The sequence below is a fragment of the Corynebacterium sp. CCM 9204 genome, from assembly GCF_041357695.1.
Classification (GTDB): Bacteria; Actinomycetota; Actinomycetes; order Mycobacteriales; family Mycobacteriaceae; genus Corynebacterium.
Window position 1 is genome coordinate 456,976 of the sequence record NZ_JAUERX010000002.1, and the last position, 19,626, is coordinate 476,601.

Annotated in this window: 16 protein-coding genes, 1 tRNA gene and 2 pseudogenes; 9 read left to right on the forward strand and 10 right to left on the reverse strand. The window is 59.8% G+C overall.

Annotated elements, in window-relative coordinates; genetic code table 11:
* Nucleotides 1–23 precede the first annotated feature (23 nt).
* From QWU43_RS06195 to QWU43_RS06210, 4 genes are read left to right on the forward strand one after another with little or no spacing between them, the layout of a single operon-like run.
* Entirely contained in the window at nt 24–1,031 is a 1,008-nt protein-coding gene (locus QWU43_RS06195; RefSeq protein ID WP_370917395.1) for a thiamine-phosphate kinase, read from the forward strand.
* Nucleotides 1,032–1,044: 13 nt separating this feature from the next.
* The gene (locus QWU43_RS06200; RefSeq protein ID WP_370914974.1) at nt 1,045–1,746 is read left to right on the forward strand and encodes a uracil-DNA glycosylase; all 702 of its coding nucleotides are present in this window, start codon (nt 1,045–1,047) and stop codon (nt 1,744–1,746) included.
* Nucleotides 1,747–1,757: 11 nt separating this feature from the next.
* Nucleotides 1,758–3,419 carry a DAK2 domain-containing protein gene (locus QWU43_RS06205; RefSeq protein WP_370917396.1) on the forward strand — a complete coding sequence of 554 codons (1,662 nt, stop codon included), beginning with the start codon at nt 1,758–1,760 and terminating at the stop codon, nt 3,417–3,419.
* A gap of 4 nt (nt 3,420–3,423) precedes the next feature.
* The gene (locus QWU43_RS06210) at nt 3,424–5,541 is read left to right on the forward strand and encodes an ATP-dependent DNA helicase RecG (protein ID WP_370914972.1); all 2,118 of its coding nucleotides are present in this window, start codon (nt 3,424–3,426) and stop codon (nt 5,539–5,541) included.
* Between the two features lie 10 nt (nt 5,542–5,551).
* Here QWU43_RS06210 and pflA read toward each other — a convergent pair whose 3' ends face one another.
* The 3 genes from pflA to QWU43_RS06225 form a co-directional block, all read right to left on the reverse strand.
* Nucleotides 5,552–6,430, reverse strand: coding sequence for a pyruvate formate-lyase-activating protein (gene pflA, locus QWU43_RS06215; RefSeq protein WP_370917397.1), 879 nt, complete (start codon nt 6,428–6,430; stop codon nt 5,552–5,554).
* A 61-nt stretch (nt 6,431–6,491) separates the two neighbouring features.
* Entirely contained in the window at nt 6,492–6,743 is a 252-nt protein-coding gene (grcA2, locus tag QWU43_RS06220) for an autonomous glycyl radical cofactor GrcA2 (RefSeq protein WP_370914970.1), read from the reverse strand.
* Between the two features lie 40 nt (nt 6,744–6,783).
* Nucleotides 6,784–8,883: a pyruvate formate lyase family protein gene (locus QWU43_RS06225; RefSeq protein ID WP_370914969.1), complete on the reverse strand. Its 2,100-nt coding sequence runs from the start codon at nt 8,881–8,883 to the stop codon at nt 6,784–6,786.
* 494 nt (nt 8,884–9,377) lie between these two features.
* Here QWU43_RS06225 and QWU43_RS06230 point away from each other — a divergent pair, with 494 nt between their 5' ends.
* From QWU43_RS06230 to QWU43_RS06250, 5 genes are all read left to right on the forward strand, one after another.
* On the forward strand, nt 9,378–9,590 hold the full coding sequence (locus QWU43_RS06230; RefSeq protein WP_370914968.1) for a biotin/lipoyl-containing protein: 213 nt from the start codon (nt 9,378–9,380) through the stop codon (nt 9,588–9,590).
* A 1-nt stretch (nt 9,591) separates the two neighbouring features.
* Nucleotides 9,592–10,200 (forward strand): RsmD family RNA methyltransferase, encoded by a 609-nt coding sequence (locus tag QWU43_RS06235; RefSeq protein ID WP_370914967.1) that lies wholly within the window; start codon nt 9,592–9,594, stop codon nt 10,198–10,200.
* A 3-nt stretch (nt 10,201–10,203) separates the two neighbouring features.
* Nucleotides 10,204–10,689 carry a pantetheine-phosphate adenylyltransferase gene (gene coaD, locus QWU43_RS06240; protein ID WP_370914966.1) on the forward strand — a complete coding sequence of 162 codons (486 nt, stop codon included), beginning with the start codon at nt 10,204–10,206 and terminating at the stop codon, nt 10,687–10,689.
* 881 nt (nt 10,690–11,570) lie between these two features.
* Nucleotides 11,571–11,999 carry a CAP domain-containing protein gene (locus QWU43_RS06245; RefSeq protein ID WP_370917398.1) on the forward strand — a complete coding sequence of 143 codons (429 nt, stop codon included), beginning with the start codon at nt 11,571–11,573 and terminating at the stop codon, nt 11,997–11,999.
* 321 nt (nt 12,000–12,320) lie between these two features.
* Nucleotides 12,321–13,076, forward strand: a complete 756-nt coding sequence (locus QWU43_RS06250; RefSeq protein ID WP_370914964.1) for a sulfite exporter TauE/SafE family protein — start codon at nt 12,321–12,323, stop codon at nt 13,074–13,076.
* A gap of 341 nt (nt 13,077–13,417) precedes the next feature.
* Here QWU43_RS06250 and QWU43_RS06255 read toward each other — a convergent pair whose 3' ends face one another.
* The 7 genes and pseudogenes from QWU43_RS06255 to QWU43_RS06285 all read right to left on the reverse strand — a co-directional run bounded on the left by QWU43_RS06255 (nt 13,418) and on the right by QWU43_RS06285 (nt 19,451).
* Complete coding sequence (locus QWU43_RS06255) at nt 13,418–14,182, reverse strand: amino acid ABC transporter ATP-binding protein (protein WP_370914963.1); 765 nt, start codon at nt 14,180–14,182, stop codon at nt 13,418–13,420.
* Nucleotides 14,183–14,192: 10 nt separating this feature from the next.
* Nucleotides 14,193–15,116 carry an amino acid ABC transporter permease gene (locus tag QWU43_RS06260; protein WP_370917399.1) on the reverse strand — a complete coding sequence of 308 codons (924 nt, stop codon included), beginning with the start codon at nt 15,114–15,116 and terminating at the stop codon, nt 14,193–14,195.
* Between the two features lie 56 nt (nt 15,117–15,172).
* Entirely contained in the window at nt 15,173–16,090 is a 918-nt protein-coding gene (locus QWU43_RS06265; protein WP_370914961.1) for an ABC transporter substrate-binding protein, read from the reverse strand.
* Between the two features lie 53 nt (nt 16,091–16,143).
* Complete coding sequence (locus QWU43_RS06270; protein WP_370917400.1) at nt 16,144–17,094, reverse strand: DUF368 domain-containing protein; 951 nt, start codon at nt 17,092–17,094, stop codon at nt 16,144–16,146.
* Between the two features lie 281 nt (nt 17,095–17,375).
* A pseudogene (locus QWU43_RS06275) lies at nt 17,376–18,461 on the reverse strand (Na+/H+ antiporter family protein); the annotation flags it as partial.
* 153 nt (nt 18,462–18,614) lie between these two features.
* Nucleotides 18,615–18,812, reverse strand: a pseudogene (locus QWU43_RS06280) (sodium:proton antiporter); the annotation flags it as partial.
* A gap of 562 nt (nt 18,813–19,374) precedes the next feature.
* Nucleotides 19,375–19,451, reverse strand: a tRNA-Leu gene (locus QWU43_RS06285).
* Nucleotides 19,452–19,626 lie beyond the last annotated feature (175 nt).

Consider the following 19,626-nt stretch of genomic DNA (forward strand, 5'->3'; position numbering starts at 1 on the left):
ACCGAAAAAGAGTGATTGACACCGTGTCCACCGTATATCCCCTCCACTACAGTGGCTTGACCGTTGCCGATATCGGGGAACAGGGGACGATTCGTGCGATTCTCGAGGCAGCACCATCGCACCGGAACGGTGATGATGCCGCTGTTCTCCCGATGCCGAACCCGAACACCCGCACTGTGGTCACCACGGACATGCTCGTTGAGGGACGGCATTTTCGACTCGACTGGTCCTCAGCCGCTGAGATCGGGCAGAAGGCTGTGATACAGAATTTCGCCGATATCGAGGCGATGGGCGCCCGGCCGGTAGCCGTCGTGCTGGCGCTGTCCGCGCCGGGCCATACCCCTGTCGAATTCATCACGGAATTGGCCCGAGGCGTCAGTGAACGGGTTTCTGACTACAGTGCGGACTTCGCGGGTGGTGATCTCACCTGTGGAGACCGCCTGGTGGTCAGCATGAGCGCCATCGGACATCTCGGCGGAAGTATGCCTGCGTTGACCCTGGATGCCGCCAGGCCGGGGCAAGCCGTGATCGCCGCCGGACGGATCGGATACTCGGCTGCTGGCCTCGCACTCTTGCGACATTTCGGGAGAGATGACGTCCCCGCCGAGTTCTCCGCGCTGGTCGATGCCCACGTCGCCCCCGCACTTGATCCCGGTAGAGGCGTGATCGCCCGTGCTGCGGGGGCCTCATCGATGACGGACAACTCCGACGGTCTGATCGCCGATCTCACGACTCTCGCCCAGCGCAGTGACGTGGCGATCGATCTGGCCTCGCTCGCCATCGCACCGGACTCTGCGCTCACCGCAGCGGGAGAACTCCTCGGGGAGGATCCGTGGAGATGGATACTCTCCGGTGGTGAGGATCACACCCTCATCGGGACGACATCAAAGGACGCTCCCAGCGGATTCCGGGTGATCGGGGCGGTTCACCGGCACCGCGCGACGTCCTGCCCCGTAGTGAGCGTTGATTCCGAAGCTCCGGCACATAGTGTCGGGTGGGACAGTTTCCCCGGGGTACCACTGGGAACATAGACTTGGTGACGCCATGAGTGACACAGACATTCCCATGCCCCCGTCCACCGATCACAGTGCCCTCCCCGTTGAAGAAGGTTGGCAGCGGGTTCTTTCCCCTGTGGAACCTGCGATCCATCGCATGGGAGACTTTCTCCGCGCGGAGAACGCAGCCGGTCGTGGTTATCTACCCGCGGGTGTCGATGTGCTGAGGGCCTTCACCTACCCCTTTGATGAGGTCAAGGTGCTCATCGTCGGGCAAGATCCGTACCCGACTCCCGGCCATGCCATGGGGCTGTCCTTCTCCACCCAGCCTGGTGTCCGGCCATTGCCGAAGTCACTAGCCAACATCTTCCGGGAGTACTCTGACGACCTCGGGCTACCGATCCCGGAAGACGGTGACCTGACCCCCTGGTCCAGGCAGGGGGTCGCGTTATTCAATCGTGTTTTGACGGTGAGGCCCGGTGCCGCGGCCTCCCACCGTGGTAAGGGATGGGAGGAGATCACCCAAGTGGCGATCACGGCGCTCGCCGAACGAGACCGCCCCCTCGTCGCCATTCTGTGGGGACGTGACGCGCAGAACACGCAGCGTTTCCTCGGGAACACCCCCTGTATATGTTCACCGCACCCGTCGCCACTTTCGGCCCACCGGGGTTTCTTCGGTTCGCGCCCGTTCAGTCGTGCCAACGAGATTCTCGCCGGGCAGGGTGCACAACCCGTGGACTGGCGACTGTAGACTAGTCAACCATGGCCTCTGACGTATCCCTCGACGGAACCGCCCTCCTGTCCTGGGCGGAACGGGCGGTGGATGCGCTGTCCACCCGCAGGGAAGAGATCAACGATCTGAACGTTTTCCCGGTCCCTGACGCGGATACCGGTTCGAACATGACGTACACGATGGAGGCAGCGCTCTCCGAGGCAACGAGGTTGGATGACGGGGAGCAGGACAGCGCACACTCCGTTGCCGCGGCTCTCGCCGCAGGATCGGTTCGTGGCGCGAGGGGGAACTCGGGTGTGGTGCTGAGCCAGGTTCTGAGCGGAATCGCGCAGGCCGCAGCCAGCGGGAGCATCGACGGGAGATGTCTGAAAAACTCCCTCGCGATCGCGGTACGCCTGGTGGACAGAGCAATCACGGAGCCCGTAGAAGGAACCGTCGTCACTGTTCTCCGGGCGACGGCCGTTGCAGCGGCCCAAGCAGGAGAAGGACTCCGGGAGACCGCCACCGCTGCCGTCAGTGCAGCGCGCACCGCACTGATGAAGACTCCGTCCCAGCTCGAAGTTCTGCGCTCGGCCGGAGTCGTCGATGCAGGTGGTGCCGGATTCGTCATCCTCCTGCAGGCGCTGCTCGATGAAATCGAGGGAACAGTCAGGGGAGAAGATGTCGTGGACTCCTTCGGAAGTACCGGAAAACAGAAACATACCCCGGAGCCATCGGGATGCGACAACCGACGGGCAAACAGTCGTGAGCTCGAGGTCATGTGCTTCCTCCGGTTCGCAGAACATATCCGACCAGAGAAGCTCCGGGAAACCCTGTTACCGATGGGGAACAGCCTCATTCTCGCTCCGGTTGCCGCATCTCCGGACGACTCCGTGAATGCGGTCACGGTCCACATTCACACTGATGTACCCGGACCCGTGATCGAGGAATTGTTTCGCGCCGGGGAAGTGAGTGATCTGCGGCTCGAGATACTTCCGGAGACCCCACATGTCGAGACGAGGCGCCGGGCGGTTCTGGCGGTCGCCCCGGAGGGGCCGCTTGCTCAGCTCTACCAGCAGGCTGGTGCGATTGTCGTCACGCCGACGCCGCGAAACATCGATGACGGAGTGGACGGAACTACCGACATCGTCTCCAGGATTCTCGCGGAATTACGTATGCGGGGTATTGGTGAAGTGATTCTGCTTCCGAACGGCCTGCTCACCCGTAGAGAGATGGTCTCCGCGGAATTATCGGCGCATGCGGCGGAACGTACCATGACGATTCTTCCGACGGCCCGCCTCGTCAGTGGTATCGCGGCGCTGGCGGTCCATGATCCGGATCAACCCGTTGCGGTGGATTCCTACGCGATGGCCGAGGCCGCAGGATCCATGCGTACTGCAGTTCTCCAGCGGGCGGAAAAGGCGGCACTCACCGTCGCAGGCCCCTGCGCGCGGGGGGACATCCTGGTAACCAGCGGAAGCGGGATACTTTTCGTCGCTGATGATCTCCAGGCGGCACTTGAACAGACCTGCATCCGACTCCTCGGTCGTGGTGGTGAACTGGTTACTCTGCTGCTCACCGACACTGCCGCCGCAGAACTCGACCTCGCTCGATTCACCGACCACCTTGATGGAGTCGGTAACGGTGATATTGAGGTGATGGTCTACCCCGCGGAGGGGCTCGACCACCTGGCCGAGGTTGGGGTGGAGTAAAGAGATGCTCGGCTGGCGGGATCCCCGGAGAATAGATGGCCTCGTCCCCAAGACGGTCGCGGGATCGCTGGAGAAGGCGTTCGGATACACTACCGTCGATGAACTTCTCCTGCATTTTCCCCGCGCCTGGTCGCATCATGGTGCGGGGGTGAATGTCGATGATTCTGAAGTCGGTGACACCGTCACCTGCGTCGGCACCGTGATCTCCGCGAAAACCGGGTACACATCCACCGGGAAACAGATGCACCGGATTATGATCAGTGATGGATCGAACGCACTCTCAGCCACATTCTTCCAGGCGAAACTACCGGCCCGTCAGCTCAAGACCGGGGTCCGGGCGATGTTCTCCGGCAAACTCCGGATCTACCGGGGACAGGCCGAAATCTCTCATCCGGCGTACGTCATCCTCCCCGAGCCAGGACGAAAACAGTTCGCCACGGGTTCCCTGCGCACCCTCGGAGAATTCGGTTCCCCGGAGGAACTGGAAGAACTGCTGTCCCAGCTTGAGTACCTCGCAGTCTATCCAGCGAGGAAAGGGGCGACCAGTTGGGCGCTGCTCGGTGCGGTGAATGCGGTACTGACACAGACCCCCCCGATCCCCGAGCCACTCGATGCCGTTCCAGAGGGGATGGTTGGTTTTGACGAAGCGGTCCGGGGGATTCACCAGCCTGACGACCGCGGACCCGAACCGTTCATCGAGCGTCTCAAGTACAATGAGGCTCTGTCACTCGCACTCGTCATGGCGCTTCGCCGTGCTGATGTCTCTGCCAGGATAGCCCCAGCGTGCCCCGAACACGCGGAAGGCCAGCAGGCTTCGATGCTGGCGAATCTGCCCTTCCCACTCACAGAAGGGCAGCAGGCGGTCAATTCCGTTATCTCCGCCGAACTTTCTGCTCCCGTACCGATGAGTAGGCTGCTGCAGGGCGAGGTCGGCTCAGGTAAAACAATCGTCGCATTGCTGGCAATGCTCCAGGTCGTCGATTCCGGTAAACAGTGTGCTCTGCTTGCCCCGACCGAGGTGCTCGCTATCCAGCATGCGAGGAGTATCACCACGACGCTCATGGAAGCCGGTGTCCCCGCCACCGTGACGGTCCTGACGGGATCGATGCCCACGGCACGACGTCGGCAGGCATTGCTTGATATTGTCTCCGGGCAGACCGACATCGTCGTCGGTACCCATGCCCTGATCCAGGATACCGTCGAGTTTTTTGACCTCGGACTCGTCATTGTCGACGAACAGCACCGCTTCGGCGTCGAACAGCGGGACCGGTTGCGCGTCGTGGGAAGAGACGGGATCACCCCGCACCTTCTCGTCATGACGGCGACTCCCATTCCCCGGACCATTGCGATGACCGCGTTCGGTGACCTCATGGTGTCAACCCTCCGCGAACTCCCCGGTGGTAGACGCCCGATCAGCAGCGCTGTGGTTCCCGGTGCCAAGCCTGCGTGGGTGAATCGGGCGTGGGAGCGCATCCGCGAGGAAGTGGCGGCAGGCCATCAGGCGTTCGTCGTATGTCCTCGTATTGACGGAGAGGGTGGGGTGACCGAGACCTTCGAGACCCTCAGCACACAGATCTTCCCTGAGCTCACCGTTGGTTTGCTTCACGGACGGATGCATCCCGAGGACAAGGATGAGGTCATGTCCGACTTCGCTGCCGGCGGCATCGATGTTCTCGTATCCACCACTGTCATCGAGGTGGGTATCGACGTACCCAATGCCACCGTCATGTATATCCGGGAGTCGGAAAACTTCGGTGTGAGCCAATTGCATCAGCTCCGGGGTCGTGTCGGACGCGGTGGTCACGCCTCACTGTGCCTTCTGCACACCGACCAACCTGAAGACTCACGCTCATTCGCGAGGATCACTGCGGTTGCGGCAACGTCGGACGGTTTCCGGCTAGCCGAACTCGATCTGCGCTCACGGCAGGAAGGAGATGTCCTGGGTACAGCACAGTCCGGTGGCCGCCGTCGTGTCCAGTTCCTCGACCTGATTGACGACGCCCCGGTGATCGAACGCGCGTCGCGGGATGCCGCTGCCCTCGTCGAGAGGAACCGGGAACTCGCGGAGCAATTGGTCAGTGACGTGGAGGTCGAGGAACAGGAGTTCATCGATAAGACGTAGGAACCGAACCTTAGTACACGGTCAGACCACGTGATCGGAAACGGTTGCGCACCGCCTCCGTGGCCTCCGGGGAGGGAGGCTTGGTGTCCTCCAGGGTGTAGTGCATGCCCAGTTCGTGCCATTTGTCCCGGCCCATGTTGTGGAACGGCAGCACCTCAACCCGCTCGACGCTGTCTTTCCACCGGGAGACGATGTCACAGACCTTCTCCACGTTCTCCAAATCATCGGTCAATCCGGGGACCAGGACAAACCGGATCCAGATCTTCTTACCCGCGGCCGCGAGGCGATCACCGAAATCGATCGTCGGCTGCAGTTCGCGGCCGGTCACTCGACGATACGTGTCCGGATCGCCGGATTTCACGTCGAGGAGAAACAGGTCGATCGAATCCAGGTCTGCATCCGTCAATCGGGAACCGAGGTACCCGGACGTGTCCACAGCGACATGGATCCCGGCGTCGTGGACGGCGGTGAATACGCGCCGTGCGAACGCGATCTGGAACAGCGGTTCACCGCCTGAAATTGTAAGTCCACCTCCGGATGCGCGGAAAACTCCCCGGTAGCGTTTCACCTTGGCAATAATGTCGTCCGCTGTTTCCAGGGTTCCGGTTCGCATCTCCATCGTGTCCGGATTGTGGCAATACTGGCAGCGCAACGGACATCCGGAGAGGAATAGCGTCATTCGGGTTCCGGGACCGTCGACAGCGGTTACCAGCTCCCAGGAGTGGACCAGGCCGATGTCACCGGTACGCCGGGCCGCTAACAGTTTTCTGCGGCCTTCGGCGTCATCGGGGAGTACGGAGTGAGCACCACCGATGCCCTCGGCGGTTCCCCGCACCTTCGGTCCCTCCGAGGGGGCGATGATGACGGGGGAGTTGATGCCGTCAGACATGGTGGTGCAGCTCCTTTGCGGTACTTCCGTTCTTTATCGGGTGATGATCCCGGTGACGGTGTCAGGCACCCTCATGGAACGTACGTGAGATGACGTCGAGTTGCTGTTCCTTCGTCAGTTTCACGAAGTTCACGGCATAGCCCGACACCCGTACCGTCAGGTTCGGGTACTTATCGGGGTTCTCCACCGCGTCCTCGAGAGTCGAACGGTCGAGGACGTTGATGTTCGCGTGGTAGAGACCGGAACCGGAGTGGGTGGCGGCGCGGTTCGCCTTCATATCTGCGAGACGCTCGTCGAAGGAAAGAGAGGACATGATTGTGGTGCTCCTTTACAGTTGTGGCGGGTGAGAGGGGTCAGTCGGTCTCGTCGATGTAGAAACCGGCGTCGAGAACACCCACGAGGTTGCGGATTCTCTCGTCCGGGGTACGGCCGAGGCCGGACGGGGTGATGGTGTTGGTCAGCGAGATGCCGTCCAGGGCGTCGTTGTAATCGAGCTTGCCCACCGACAGCATCGAGGCGACCATGCCGTGCGAGTCGAGTGCGTTTTCGGGGTTCGCGCCCGGGGCGAACGGTGTACCGGCCTTGTGTCCTGAAGGGAAAGACCCGGTGGCCTTGCCGTAGACGACGTTTGAGGTGATGGTCAGCACTGACTGGGTCGGAATGGCGTCCCGGTACATCGGGATCTCCTTGATCTTCGCCATCACGGTGTGCACGATCGTTGCCGCGATGTCGTCGGCCCGATCGTCGTCGTTGCCGTAGATGGGGAAATCGCCCTCGGTGCGGTAGTCGACGATCAACCCGGTCTCGTCGCGGACGGGGTAGACCTTCGCATACCTGATCGCGGAGAGAGAGTCCGCAACGATAGACAGACCGGCGATGCCGCAGCCCATCGTGCGCTGGATATCCGAATCGTGGAGCGCCATCTCCACCGCCTCGTAGGCGTAGCGGTCGTGGCAGTAGTGGATGATGTTCAGGGCCTCGACATAGGTGCCGATCACCCAGTCCAGCATGTCCTCATATTTGTGCCACACCTCGTCGAAATCGAGCGGGCCATCGCCCTCGACGGGGGTGAATCCCTCGACGACCTGCTTGCCGGAGACCTCGTCGCGTCCGCCGTTCATGGCGTAGAGCAGGGCCTTGGCCGCGTTGACACGCGCACCGAAGAACTGCATCTGCTTGCCGACGGCCATGGGGGAGACGCAGCAGGCGATCGCCGCATCATCACCCCAGTGGGACCGGATCTGTTGGTCCGACTCGTACTGGATGGATGAGGTCTCGATGGAGATCGCGGCGCAGAACTCCTTGTATCCCTCGGGCAGTGCCGGATCCCAGAACACCGTTATGTTCGGTTCGGGGGCCGGGCCCAGGTTTCGGAGGGTCTGGAGCAGACGGAAGCCTGTCTTAGTCACCAACGGGCGTCCGTCCTCGCCGAATCCAGCGTCTGACCAGGTAGCCCAGTAGGGGTCGCCGGAGAAGATCTGGTCGTAGTCGATGGTGCGCAAGAAACGGACGATCCGGAGCTTCAGGACCAGTTGGTCGATGATCTCCTGGGCATCCTCCTCAGTTATTCGGCCTGCGGCGAGGTCACGTTCGAAGTAGATGTCGAAGAACGGGGACAGACGGCCGAAGGACATGGCGGCGCCATCCTGACTCTTCACCGAGGCGAGGTAGCCGAAGTAGGTCCACTGCACAGCCTCCTGTGCGGTGGTCGCCGGGTGCGAGATGTCGAAGCCGTAGTCGGCCGCCATCTTCTTCAGTTTCTTCAGGGCCTTGATCTGCTCGGAGTGCTCCTCCCGATAGCGGCACCAGTGTTCACTGAATGGGTTCGAGCCGACCGCGTGCTTCGCGGCCTCCTTGTCCTCGATGAGACGGTCGACGCCGTAGAGAGCGACACGGCGGTAGTCACCGATGATACGGCCACGGCCGTAGGCGTCGGGAAGTCCGGTGACGATATGGGAGGAACGGGCGGCACGGATTCTCGGGGTGTAGATCTCGAAGACGGCATCGTTGTGGGTCTTCCGGTAGCGGGTGAAGATCTCCTTGATACGCTCATCGGGTTCCTTTCCCGCCTCACGGATCGCCTGTTCGACCATTCGCCAGCCGCCATTGGGCATCATCGCACGCTTCAGGGGAACATCTGTCTGAAGCCCAACGATGACGTCATCGTCATCCGAGATGTACCCGGCGGGGAAAGCGTCGATGTCGGCGGGAGTACGTGTATCGACGTCGTAGACCCTGCGCTTGCGTTCTTCCGAGAGGTACTCTTTTTCCAGGGTCTCCCAGACCCGTAGGGTCTTGGCAGTCGGGCCGGAGAGGAAGGCCGCGTCACCGGTGTAAGGGGTGTAGTTCCGCTGGACGAAGTCGCGGACGTCGATGTGGTCGCACCAGCGGCCGGGCTCGAATCCCTCCCACGAGGAGTCAGTGCCGGTGGGTGCGGGGGCGAAGGTGGTCACGATTTTCTCAGACCTTTCCATGACAGGTGAAAGCTGTACTGTGCGTCAGTTGCGCGGACGAGCTTCACCGGTGCTTTTCGGAGGTTCGCATCATTGCGTCGTGCGACCTCGAAAACGGTGTGGAGCATGCCCCAGGGGAGATGAATCAGGTTCCATGGTCGCTGAACGGTGTGCTCATCGCGTTTCCGGTATCGACGCTACGCCAACTGTTGCACCCCGGCGGGTGACCGGGACCCGGTGGATTAGGGAAAAGCGTAACTTTGTAGAAAACACGCAGGTGGTTGCGCACTTTACAAGGTCCCGAGATAGAAAATCTGATGTCATGTGGTCATCATCACCAGTAGCATACCCCCATTCAGTGGGGTGATTGTTACCTAAGTCACTTCATGGGAGATGTCGTGTGACGCTGCTGGATCGTCGGGCGGTATTCTCCGTGTCAATTGATTCAGGGGGTCTGGCCGGGTGATGGTGTAGTCCTGCGTTAGAGTTGTGGAATGAGAATATGCGCACCGTTTGCCGGTATCGTCCGCTACAGAGTGCGTGAAGGCGAATGCGTCGAGACGGGGTGCGTTCTTGCGGTCGTTGAGACCGTTAAACTGGAGTCTGCCGTTATTGCCCCCGGTCCGGGGGTGGTCGGAGTCCTTGGTTTCGTCGATTATGCGGACGTGACCGGTGGGGATCTGTTGCTTGAACTGGAGGAGAACTGACATGGGTCTTACCCGCATCATTTCCGGAGAGGCCCGGGGGCGTAAAATCAAGGTTCCGCCGACCGGAACGAGGCCGACCAGTGACCGCGCACGTGAGGGACTCTTCTCATCGTTGCAAGTGCGGTTCGGTTTTGCGGGGCGACATGTTCTCGACCTCTTCGCGGGATCTGGGGCGCTCGGACTTGAGGCGGCGTCCCGTGGTGCTGAAGAGGTGGTTCTCGTGGAGAATAATCGCGTGGCCGCGGATATCATCCGGCATAACGCAACGGTTGTCGGGCATCCCGGTGTCACAGTGGCTGAAATGAAGGCATCTGTTTATGTCGCGGGTGCGCCTCGTGGATACTTTGACATGGTTCTTGCGGATCCTCCGTATGAACTTGCCGATGAGGCCGTTGAGGAGATGTTGATTGCGCTGATCCCCGCGCTTGTGGACGGCGCAGCCGTTGTGGTGGAACGTCATGTCGACTCTCCGGAAACGGCGTGGCCCGTTTGTTACGTACCCACGACCCAGAAGCTCAAGAAACGTACCTACGGTCGGGCCCGAATGGATATGGCGGTTTTTCACGCCGACCTGGTTCCGGAACCGACGGCAGACCGCCTGGGGGAGTAGATCATGCGCGTTGTCTGCCCTGGTTCCTTTGATCCTGTGACGATGGGGCATCTGGATATATTCCGGCGTGCCGCAGCTCAGTTTGGGGAGGTAACCGTTCTTGTCACGATGAACCCGAAAAAACAGGGCCTGTTCACGATGGAGGAGCGGGTGGTGTTCATCGAGCAGGCGGTTGTCGGGATTCCAGGGATTACTGTTGACACATGGTCCGGTCTGCTTGTCGATTACACCACCCGGCATCAGGTGACTGCTTTGGTGAAGGGTCTGCGTTCCGGTATTGACTATGAGTATGAGCTGCCAATGGCGCAGATCAATCGCAGGCTTTCCGGTGTGGACACCTTTTTTCTGCTTACGGACCCGAAGTACGGCTACATCTCCTCGACTCTCTGCAAGGAGGTTGCGAGGCATGGGGGAGATGTTTCAGGATTGCTGCCACCGGATGTGGTGGCGGCAATCACGGAGAAATTTGCTGCCGTGCGTGATTCCTAAGTGTCGACGGTGCTGGGCCTCGGTGTGTGGTGGGAATGTTATTGCGAGTGCTCCTTCCGGTAATTTTATTCACGATCTGTGAAGCTCTGGCCGTATCGTTTTTTCCTTGTATGTAAAGACGGCGTTGCCCTCGGTCGGGAATTCTTCATGGCGGATCTGATATGACGTGCCGGGTCGATCCATTCCGGATGCTGGGGGTGGGAGGTCTCCCTATTGGGGGGGGTAGTGGGGTGATTGGCTGTTCTTGCGGGGTGTGGGGGAGCTTGATTGCCTCGCCGGGTGCCTGTATTTCCTGATCAACGGAATCTGTCATGGGATACGGCATTCGGGATGTGGCTGTTCCGATTGTCGGGGTGGGGCGTGATGGTGACGCCTGGGGAGTCGACATGTGTTGGGTGGCACATGTTTGACGGGGGTGGCGGTGGGCTTTTGGGTGGAGTTCTCCGATTGGCGGGTCCCGCTCTTTATGGGGCGAGATTTTGGTAGGGGGAGTGGGAGGCGGCCCCCTGGCCGGGGTGTGCCGACGGGAGTGTGGGAAATCCTTTATCTGTATGGCTGATGTAGTGTTGATTTCGAAACCATATGGTTTTGAAAAACAAACAACATGCCAGTGTGAACGATGTTCTGCCCGTGCTTCACCGTCGTGGAACTACTGAGATCCTCAGGAGAATCGGAAAATGCGAAACACCGTACGAAAAACAATGACTGCCTTAATTATAGGTGCCGGAGTCCTTCTGGGTGCCGTTAGCCCCGCCGGGGCAAGTCCTAGTCCGGTCCTGGATCCCGTGGGGGCAGTGCGTGTTGCCCTGGAGAATGCTGGGTTCACGAATTCATTCTCAGGAGGTCCCGTTAAAACGCCCCCGATGCCTCCGACTGGGCCGATGCCTTCGAATCCGTTGCCCTCTGGGCCCGGTGACTGGAATAATCTGGACTGGCAGCGTGCAAAACTGGTGGAGGAGATCAATCGCACCCGGATCCATGATGGACAACGCCCGGTGATCTGGGCACAGGCGCACAATGGGGGAGCACAGAACTGGGCGGAGGTCAATGCCGCTGCAGGCAGGCTCCATCATGCGTCAAGCGGATTTGATGGGGAGATCATCGTGATGCTCCATCAGCTCAACGATACAACCGCAGCACGGATGGTGGACCTCTGGAACCACTCACGGGGTCATCACAAGATTATGCATGACAATGCCTACGCTTACGTGACCGTCGGGATCGCCCAGGACAACAGAACCGGTGCGATCTACGGAGTGGCCCGGTTCTTCCGGCCGAACTCGAGTTGGATCTCCCACCCAGCAGGATAGATACTTGTGCGACCAGGTCGATACACACTATCCGGATGCGGGAACGCGATAAAGCATATCTTTCTGGTCTAATTGGATTCCCATGGAGCGGACTGGAGGAGTTTTCGCGATCCTGGCTCCTATGGAAGAGGCGGTTTAGGGCTTTATCAAGGTGTCCAGTTAAACAGTTTCTTCGTCAGGAGAAGCTCAGGTATGGATCGTTCACCGGTTCAGATCAGGTGACTGCGCCCGCGAAGGCCGAGAATAAAGAGATGATCTATTCTCGGTGCGGGATGTGAAATGTGATTCACCGAATCATGGTGAGCGGTGTACGCTCCCCCTATGTCTGTGCTATCAACCGTGCTGATCACGGTGGTCATCGTCATATTGGGGTCCTGCCTGCAGCGTATCTCGGGAATGGGATTTGGTCTCCTCGTCGTCCCGGTCCTCGCGATACTCCTGGGCCCGGCGGACGGTGTTCTCGTCGTGAACGCGCTTGCTGCGGTGAACGCTGCATTGACCACCTGGACGGTTCGAGAGTACGTTGACTGGCGGAAAGTCAGGCTGCTGGCGTTTCCCCTGTTCATTGGTGCCATTCCTGGAGTATTTCTCATCCGTGCGATCAACGCGGCACCGTTGCAGATCATCGTCGGTGTCCTCCTCCTCGTTGCACTCGCGGTTGTCCTCGGTGGACGGCGCCACATTCCGCACATCTCGGGCAACGGTAGCTTGTTCAGCGCGGGGGTTATTGCCGGGTTCATGAACACCCTGGCGGGTGCAGCGGGTCCTGCGGTCACTGTCTACGCGCAGGCCGCACGGTGGCCGCACCAGATGCTTGCCGCTACGCTGCAACCGATCTTCGTGATCTCGGGCGGGTTGTCCTTCATCCTGAAGATCCTTCTTGGAGCGAGTTCCGTCACCGCCGTACCCCCCGCCCTCTGGCCCGTCGCTTTCGTGGGTATGCTCGTCGGCATCTTCAGCGGAACCATGCTGTCGCGTGTTATACCAAGGGAAATCGCGCGTAGGACCGCGTTATCTGTCGCGGGGCTCGGAGGGATCACCGCGATCACTCAGGGGATCGTCTCCCTTGCTTACTGAGAAACGGCGAAATGCCGTCACGGTGTGGTCTTCCCGTGATGTGAGAGAGTGATGTTATGGCGCAGGTCACTACGAGATGATGATTGACCTTCTGTGTACAGGCGAAGATCTACCAAGTAGTGCGGTTACTGCACCATGTGTGTCCCGGAGCTGTGGAGCCGGGCTCATACTGGGCGGAGACGGACTGGTCCGGTGTATCCAACTAATAACGATGTTGTCCGCGACGAGGTGCACGAAGGAGGAATGGTAGCCGGTCGGCGTCATGGGTATACGTTGTTGTGCTGTGCTTTCCTCATGACTGTCACCCCGTCCCGGCCACCTGCTGACGCGGTACGAAACTCTCACAAGATTGAGGAGAGGAACTCCTGGGTCCGTGCGTGTTGCGGTGCTGAGATCACCTGTGAGGGCGGACCCGCCTCGACGACGACACCGGCATCCATGAACGCGACCTGGTCGGCGACCTCACGGGCGAACCCGATCTCGTGTGTCACGACGAGCATAGTCATGCCATTGGCCGCGAGCTGTTTCATGACACCGAGAACCTCACCGACGAGCTCAGGATCCAGCGCGGAGGTCGGCTCGTCGAAAAGCATCAACTTCGGGTCCATCGCCACAGCGCGGGCGATGGCGACACGCTGCTGCTGACCACCGGACAACTGAACCGGATAGGCGTCGGCCTTGTGGACGAGACCCACCTGATCCAACAGTTCCAGGGCCTTCTTCCGAGCTTGGGCTGCGGGTACACGCTTGACCTGGATAGGCGCCTCGATGATGTTCTCGATGACGGTGCGGTGGGGGAAGAGATTGAAACTCTGGAAGACCATTCCGATGCCCGCGCGTTGCCGCGCAGCCTCTTTCTCGGAGATCTCGTGAAGTACGCCATCGCGCTCGCGGTATCCGATCAGTTCCCCGTCAACATAGAGACGTCCCGCGTTGAATTTCTCCAGATGGTTGACGCAGCGCAGCATCGTTGATTTGCCGGAGCCGGAAGGGCCTATGAGACAGGTCACGGAACCCCGCGGTACCTGGAGATCAATCCCCTTGAGTACCTGGAGCTGTCCGAAGCTCTTGCATACCTGCTGTGCGTCGATCATGAGGTCAGTCATGGGGCATGTCCTACTTCGTGGTGGGGGAGACGGTGATGTTACTGGGCGGGACGCCTTCGGCGTCGGCGAGTGCTGCAAGCTGACGGGATGACAGTTCACGGGATGATCCTCGAGCGAAGTACCTCTCGAGATAGTATTGGCCGACCATAAGGATAGAGGTTATGACGAGATACCAGGTCGCCGCGACCATCAGCATGGGTACGGGCTGGAAGAGACTGTTCGCGATGTCCATGGAGCGGCCGAAGAGTTCAAGGGAATAAGGCACCGCGATGACGAGTGAGGTGGTCTTCAGCATGGAGATCAGTTCATTGCCCGTCGGGGGGATGATGATCCGCATCGCCTGGGGGAGAATCGTCCTTCGGATGGTCTGCCACCAGCTCATCCCAAGCGCCTTGGACGCCTCGGTTTGTCCTTCTGGAATAGCTTGGATACCTGCGCGGACGATTTCCGCCATATACGCGGACTCATTGAGTCCGAGCCCGATTACGGCGAGGAAAAAGGTGTTCTGTAGTAGTGTAGCGACGTCGATTTCAGTGATGCCGACGTTGATGGACTGGTACAGGGTTCCCAACAGTCCCCAGAAAACAAGCTGCACGTAGACCGGAGTTCCCCGGAACACCCAGAGGTAAACCCAAGAAATTGAACGCATGACTGGGTTAGGTGACATCCGGAGGACAGCCATGAATGCTCCGAGCACGACACCAATGATCATCGCAAGAATTGTCAGCAGAATGGTGCGGCCCGCAGCGGTCAGAATACGGGTGTCAAAGACATAACTACGGTAGACGTCCCAGGAGAACGCCTCATTGGTGGCTACCGAGTAGATGACGCCTGCAGCGATCAACAGTAGTAGCACTGATGCGATCCATCGGCCGGGATGACGCAGTTGTTTCGCCTCGATCGGTTTCGGTGTCGTGGCGGTGGTGTGTGACATGGATATCCTCTGTATCTGGGGCAGGAACGTGTGGAGGGACGGGAACGGAATCTGGATTAAGGCGAGTACGGCTCACCGTTGATCTGCGCGGTGTCGATGAGTCCCTTTTGAATACCCCAAAATCCGAGTATTCGTTCGTAGTCTCCTGAGTTGATCAGGTGTTGGAGAGCGGCAGCGAGCGCAGGACCGAGAGGTGATTCCTTGGGGACCGGCCAGCCGTATGGTGAGGCATCGAAGAGCTCGCCGGTGGGTTTGATTCTCCCGTCGGAACGGGCGGCGGCGAATGCGGCTACCGGAGAGTCGCTCGACATCGCGTCCGCTCTACCGAGGACGAGTGCTGTTGCCGCACCATCGGAAGAATCGTAGGCAAGCTTGGTGATCGGAGGAAGACCTGCCTCTGTACAGGCCTTTGATTTTGGATTCACGTCATCGGTTTCACTGACGGTGTTCCGCTGGACGGCGACCGTCAAGCCGCAGGCATTGTCAGGATCGACAGGATGTCCGGTCTGAGCTGTCCACTGAATGCCCGCGTACAGATAGTCAACGAAGTCGTAGCTCTGTCGGCGTTCCTCGTTGTCGGTGAAGCTGGATGCCCCGAAATCGACAGTACCGGCGCTGACGGAAGGGAGGATCAGGGCAAAATCCTGGTCGGCGATCTCAAGCTCAAGCCCCAGCACATGTGCGACGGCGCGGGCGAGATCGATGTCGAATCCGATGATGTTCCCGTCGGAGTCCTTGAACTCCGCTGGAGCATAAGGGACGTTGGTGCCGACGGTGATCGTGCCTTTTTCGGCAATATCGGGCGGAACCAACGCCGCGATCTCAGGCACAGCGGCAATCTCGAGTTCTTGCCAACCCTCGGGGTGGCCGGTCTCTTCATTGGTCACGCAGGCGGTGAGCGCGAGTGCCGACACCGTGAGCACCGCAGTGAGGCGCTTCCGGGTACGGCCAAAGCGGATCAGATAAGAAAGCATGAAGCAATTCTAACTTACAGTTAACGATTGCTTTAGTTCCGCTCGTTATCCATTCAACGCTGCTTCTGCAGAGCCTTCACCTGTTTGGTACGTCTCTGCGTCATTTCTTCGGTCCAGAGGGTGCCGATGACTGCGGTCGCACCGATGGCGATGCACAGGATTAGCAACGCCACGTTGCCGGAAGGCGCGAGAAGGTCAGCGTCTGCGGTCTGCCAGGGCCAGAGCGCCCGCAGTGAACCCAGCATGAGACCGCCCATTGTGATCAGAGTGAGTGTGCGATGGCGGTGCATCAGGTGCCCGAGGAGCCGGATGAACAGGATAATTCCGGTACCGGCTCCGGCGACGAAAACCAATATCACAGTCAGATTCCGGTCGTGGACAGCGCCGAGAACGAAACCATAGAGACCGAGAGCCAGTAACAGGAACGACCCGGAGACACCGGGAAGAACGAGGGCGCAGACAGCGAAAGCCGCTGCTACGAAGACGAAGGGGAGTGCCGGATCAGTGTTCTCCGCTGCAGTGAGCCCCGTGAGGAAAAAGGTGCCGACGGCTGCCGCGATAAACAGCATGACCGCCGGAATGGTCTTGGTTTGCAGATCGCGACGATCCACCATACGCAGAGGGACCATGATCGATGCAGCGACCATTCCGAGGAAAAGGGCTCTGGAGATCTGTGGTTGATTTTCCACGAAGCTCTTCATCACCCCGGCGAGAGCGAAAACGGTCAGGAGCATGCCGATCCCCACGGGGAGGATCAACCCCCAGTCGACGGCACGCGCATTCTTCCGGACATTTTCCCGGTCTGTGACCAGGGATTTGGCCAGCGTGATGAGATCGTTTCCGGCGTCGAGCGCCCGTTCGTAGACTCCCACGACGAGTGCGATCGTACCCCCTGAAATGCCCGGGACGAGCTCTGCCAGGGCAATCAGGCCACCTCGGATGACATTGAGGAGGATTTCAGCGGCACCGGTCCCGGTGCGTGCGGAGGAGTGAGACTGGCTCATGGTTGCGGCGCTTCCTTCGGGTTTGAACGTTCGTGCGATTCTGGCTCCGGCGTGCCGGTGTCCGGGGAAAGCGTACACGCGTTTTCTGAGCTTTCCATCAGGGATACCGACAACTGATCGGGGTACTCCACGAAAAAGCTAACCCGAGAGAGCGCCTGCCTGTCCGCCGCGCACGGGAATCGATGTGAGCCGACCGCTTCTCTGTCCACGGTGATCGGACGTGGTTGGCCGATGGTGGAAGAGAAGACGACAACCGCAGCCTGCGGCGTGCAGGAAAATGGCTACAGAACCATTGCCGCGACCCACCCTGCGGCGAGGAGCGGGAGGTTGTAGTGGATGAAGGTGGGGATGACTGTGTCGCGGATGTGGTCGTGTTGGCCGTCGGCGTTCAGACCGGAGGTGGGCCCGAGGGTGGAGTCTGAGGCCGGTGAACCGGCATCACCCAGAGCACCTGCGGTGCCGATGATGGAGATCGTCGCCAGGGGAGAAAATCCCATCGACATGCACAACGGGACGTAAATCGCGGTGATGATCGGCAACGTGGAGAACGATGATCCGATACCCATCGTCACCACGAGACCGACGAAGAGAATTGCCAGGGCAGCAGCGGGACGGTTGCCCCCGAACAGATCAGCCGCCGACTTCACGAGTTCAGGAATGTCCCCCGTCGCCGTCATGACCGCAGCGAAGCCCTGGGCGGTGATCATGATGAAACCGATCAGTGCCATCATGCGCATACCCGCCGTGAAGACATCGTCTGCTTCATTCCACTTGACGGCGCCGGAGGCCATGAAGATCGCGAGACCCACCAGCGCACCTGTCAGCAACGAATCAGCGTCTATCGCCAGTGCGTTGATGACAAGCTGAATACTGAAACAAGCCAGGATTGCCACAATGGACACGATGATCTTGTAACGGGAGATATCGTCACTTCCGGAGGTGACATTCGCCTCCGATACAGATCCTCCGGAGGTTCTCTGCGCGGAGGCTCCACCGACTACATCGGCCAGCGGGATGTCCCGGTAGACCCGACGTTTGCGGTACGAGATGAACACCGCGATCAGGAGTCCGGAGACCATGCCGAGCGCCGGAATCCACATCGCGCTCATGACACTGATACCGGTTGTATCTAATCCGGCTTCACTGATGTTGCCCATCAGAATGTTCTCGAGATAAATGCGCCCGAAACCGATAGGCAGGAACATGTAGGTGGTGACCAGTCCGAAGGTCAGCACACAGGCAACCAGCCGACGGTCCATCTGGAGAGTGTTCATGACCCGCAGCAGCGGCGGAATCAGCAACGGGATGAAGGCGATGTGCACGGGGATCAGATTCTGACTCATCACCGCCATGGCGAGGATCCCGCCGATCAACCCATATTCGGTGATGGTCGTCGCACGTCGTTGTGCAGCAGTCGGCTCGGTACCGGAGTCTGTTGCAGTATGGCCCCCGGATATTCGGGCCACCATCCACCGGGCCAACAACCGGGGTAACCCGGCATTGGCCACTGCCATGGCGAATGCGCCCAGGAGAGCATACGACAGCGCAATCGTTGCACCACCGCCCAACCCCTCCTGGAAAGCGACCATCGTTCCGGTGAAGCCCAGACCGCCGAGCAACCCGCCGAGTACCGCGCCGATCAACAACGCAAGCACCACGTGGACACGTAACACAGCCAACAGGAGCACCAGTATGACCGCGATAAGCACAGAGTTCATGAGGACATCTTAAGTATCGGTGAACATATACTTCATCATCGCCCCAGATTTATCCCACCTCCATGCAACGATGAAATAGTTGTGAAGTCTCAATCTTGTCCCCGCGCCACAGCGATTCGGAAGTAACTTCGCAGTTCACAGGGGATTTCCGGTGATACAGTCGCGCGTAACGAACGAAGTCTGCGCATTTTCGGATAGCTGGGAAACCACCCCCGGGGGCCTGTTCTGGGGCATCGGGCCGGGACACGAACGACGCGACATTCAGAAGTCGTCCGGTAACACCGGATCCGTCACCTGCTGTGGCGGAGAACGGGGGTATTCAGCTCAGGACCTGAAGTGCCGGACCGCGGCGTATGCCTGAGTTCTACCGTCTGTGGGTGTCTGGCGGATGACAGTGGAGGTACTCCAGAAGCGTTATCTCCGATGTTCGCCGGATATGTTCCGTTCTTACCTCGGTTGGAGTGATCAGGTGAAGATCGACCACCGACATCCGGTGGTGTATGGAATGAAAAAAAGACGCCACTTTAAATGCGAGTGGCGTCTATTCGGTGCTGTTATCTCATGGTGCCCCCGGTGAGACTCGAACTCACACTGGACGGGTTTTGAATCCGTTGCCTCTGCCAATTGGGCTACGGGGGCGTACGTGATGATGATAGACGATGATACCTGATCACCTGGCCACTACCCGAATGGCCTGGGTAGTGGCCTCCGATGAGGCTCTGTTCCGCGTCGTCGGCCGGCGTCGGGGTGCCTAGTGGTCGGGGGTAGGCAGTACACTCGGGTGTCGTGAGTGCCTCTGTAGACAAGTCCCGAG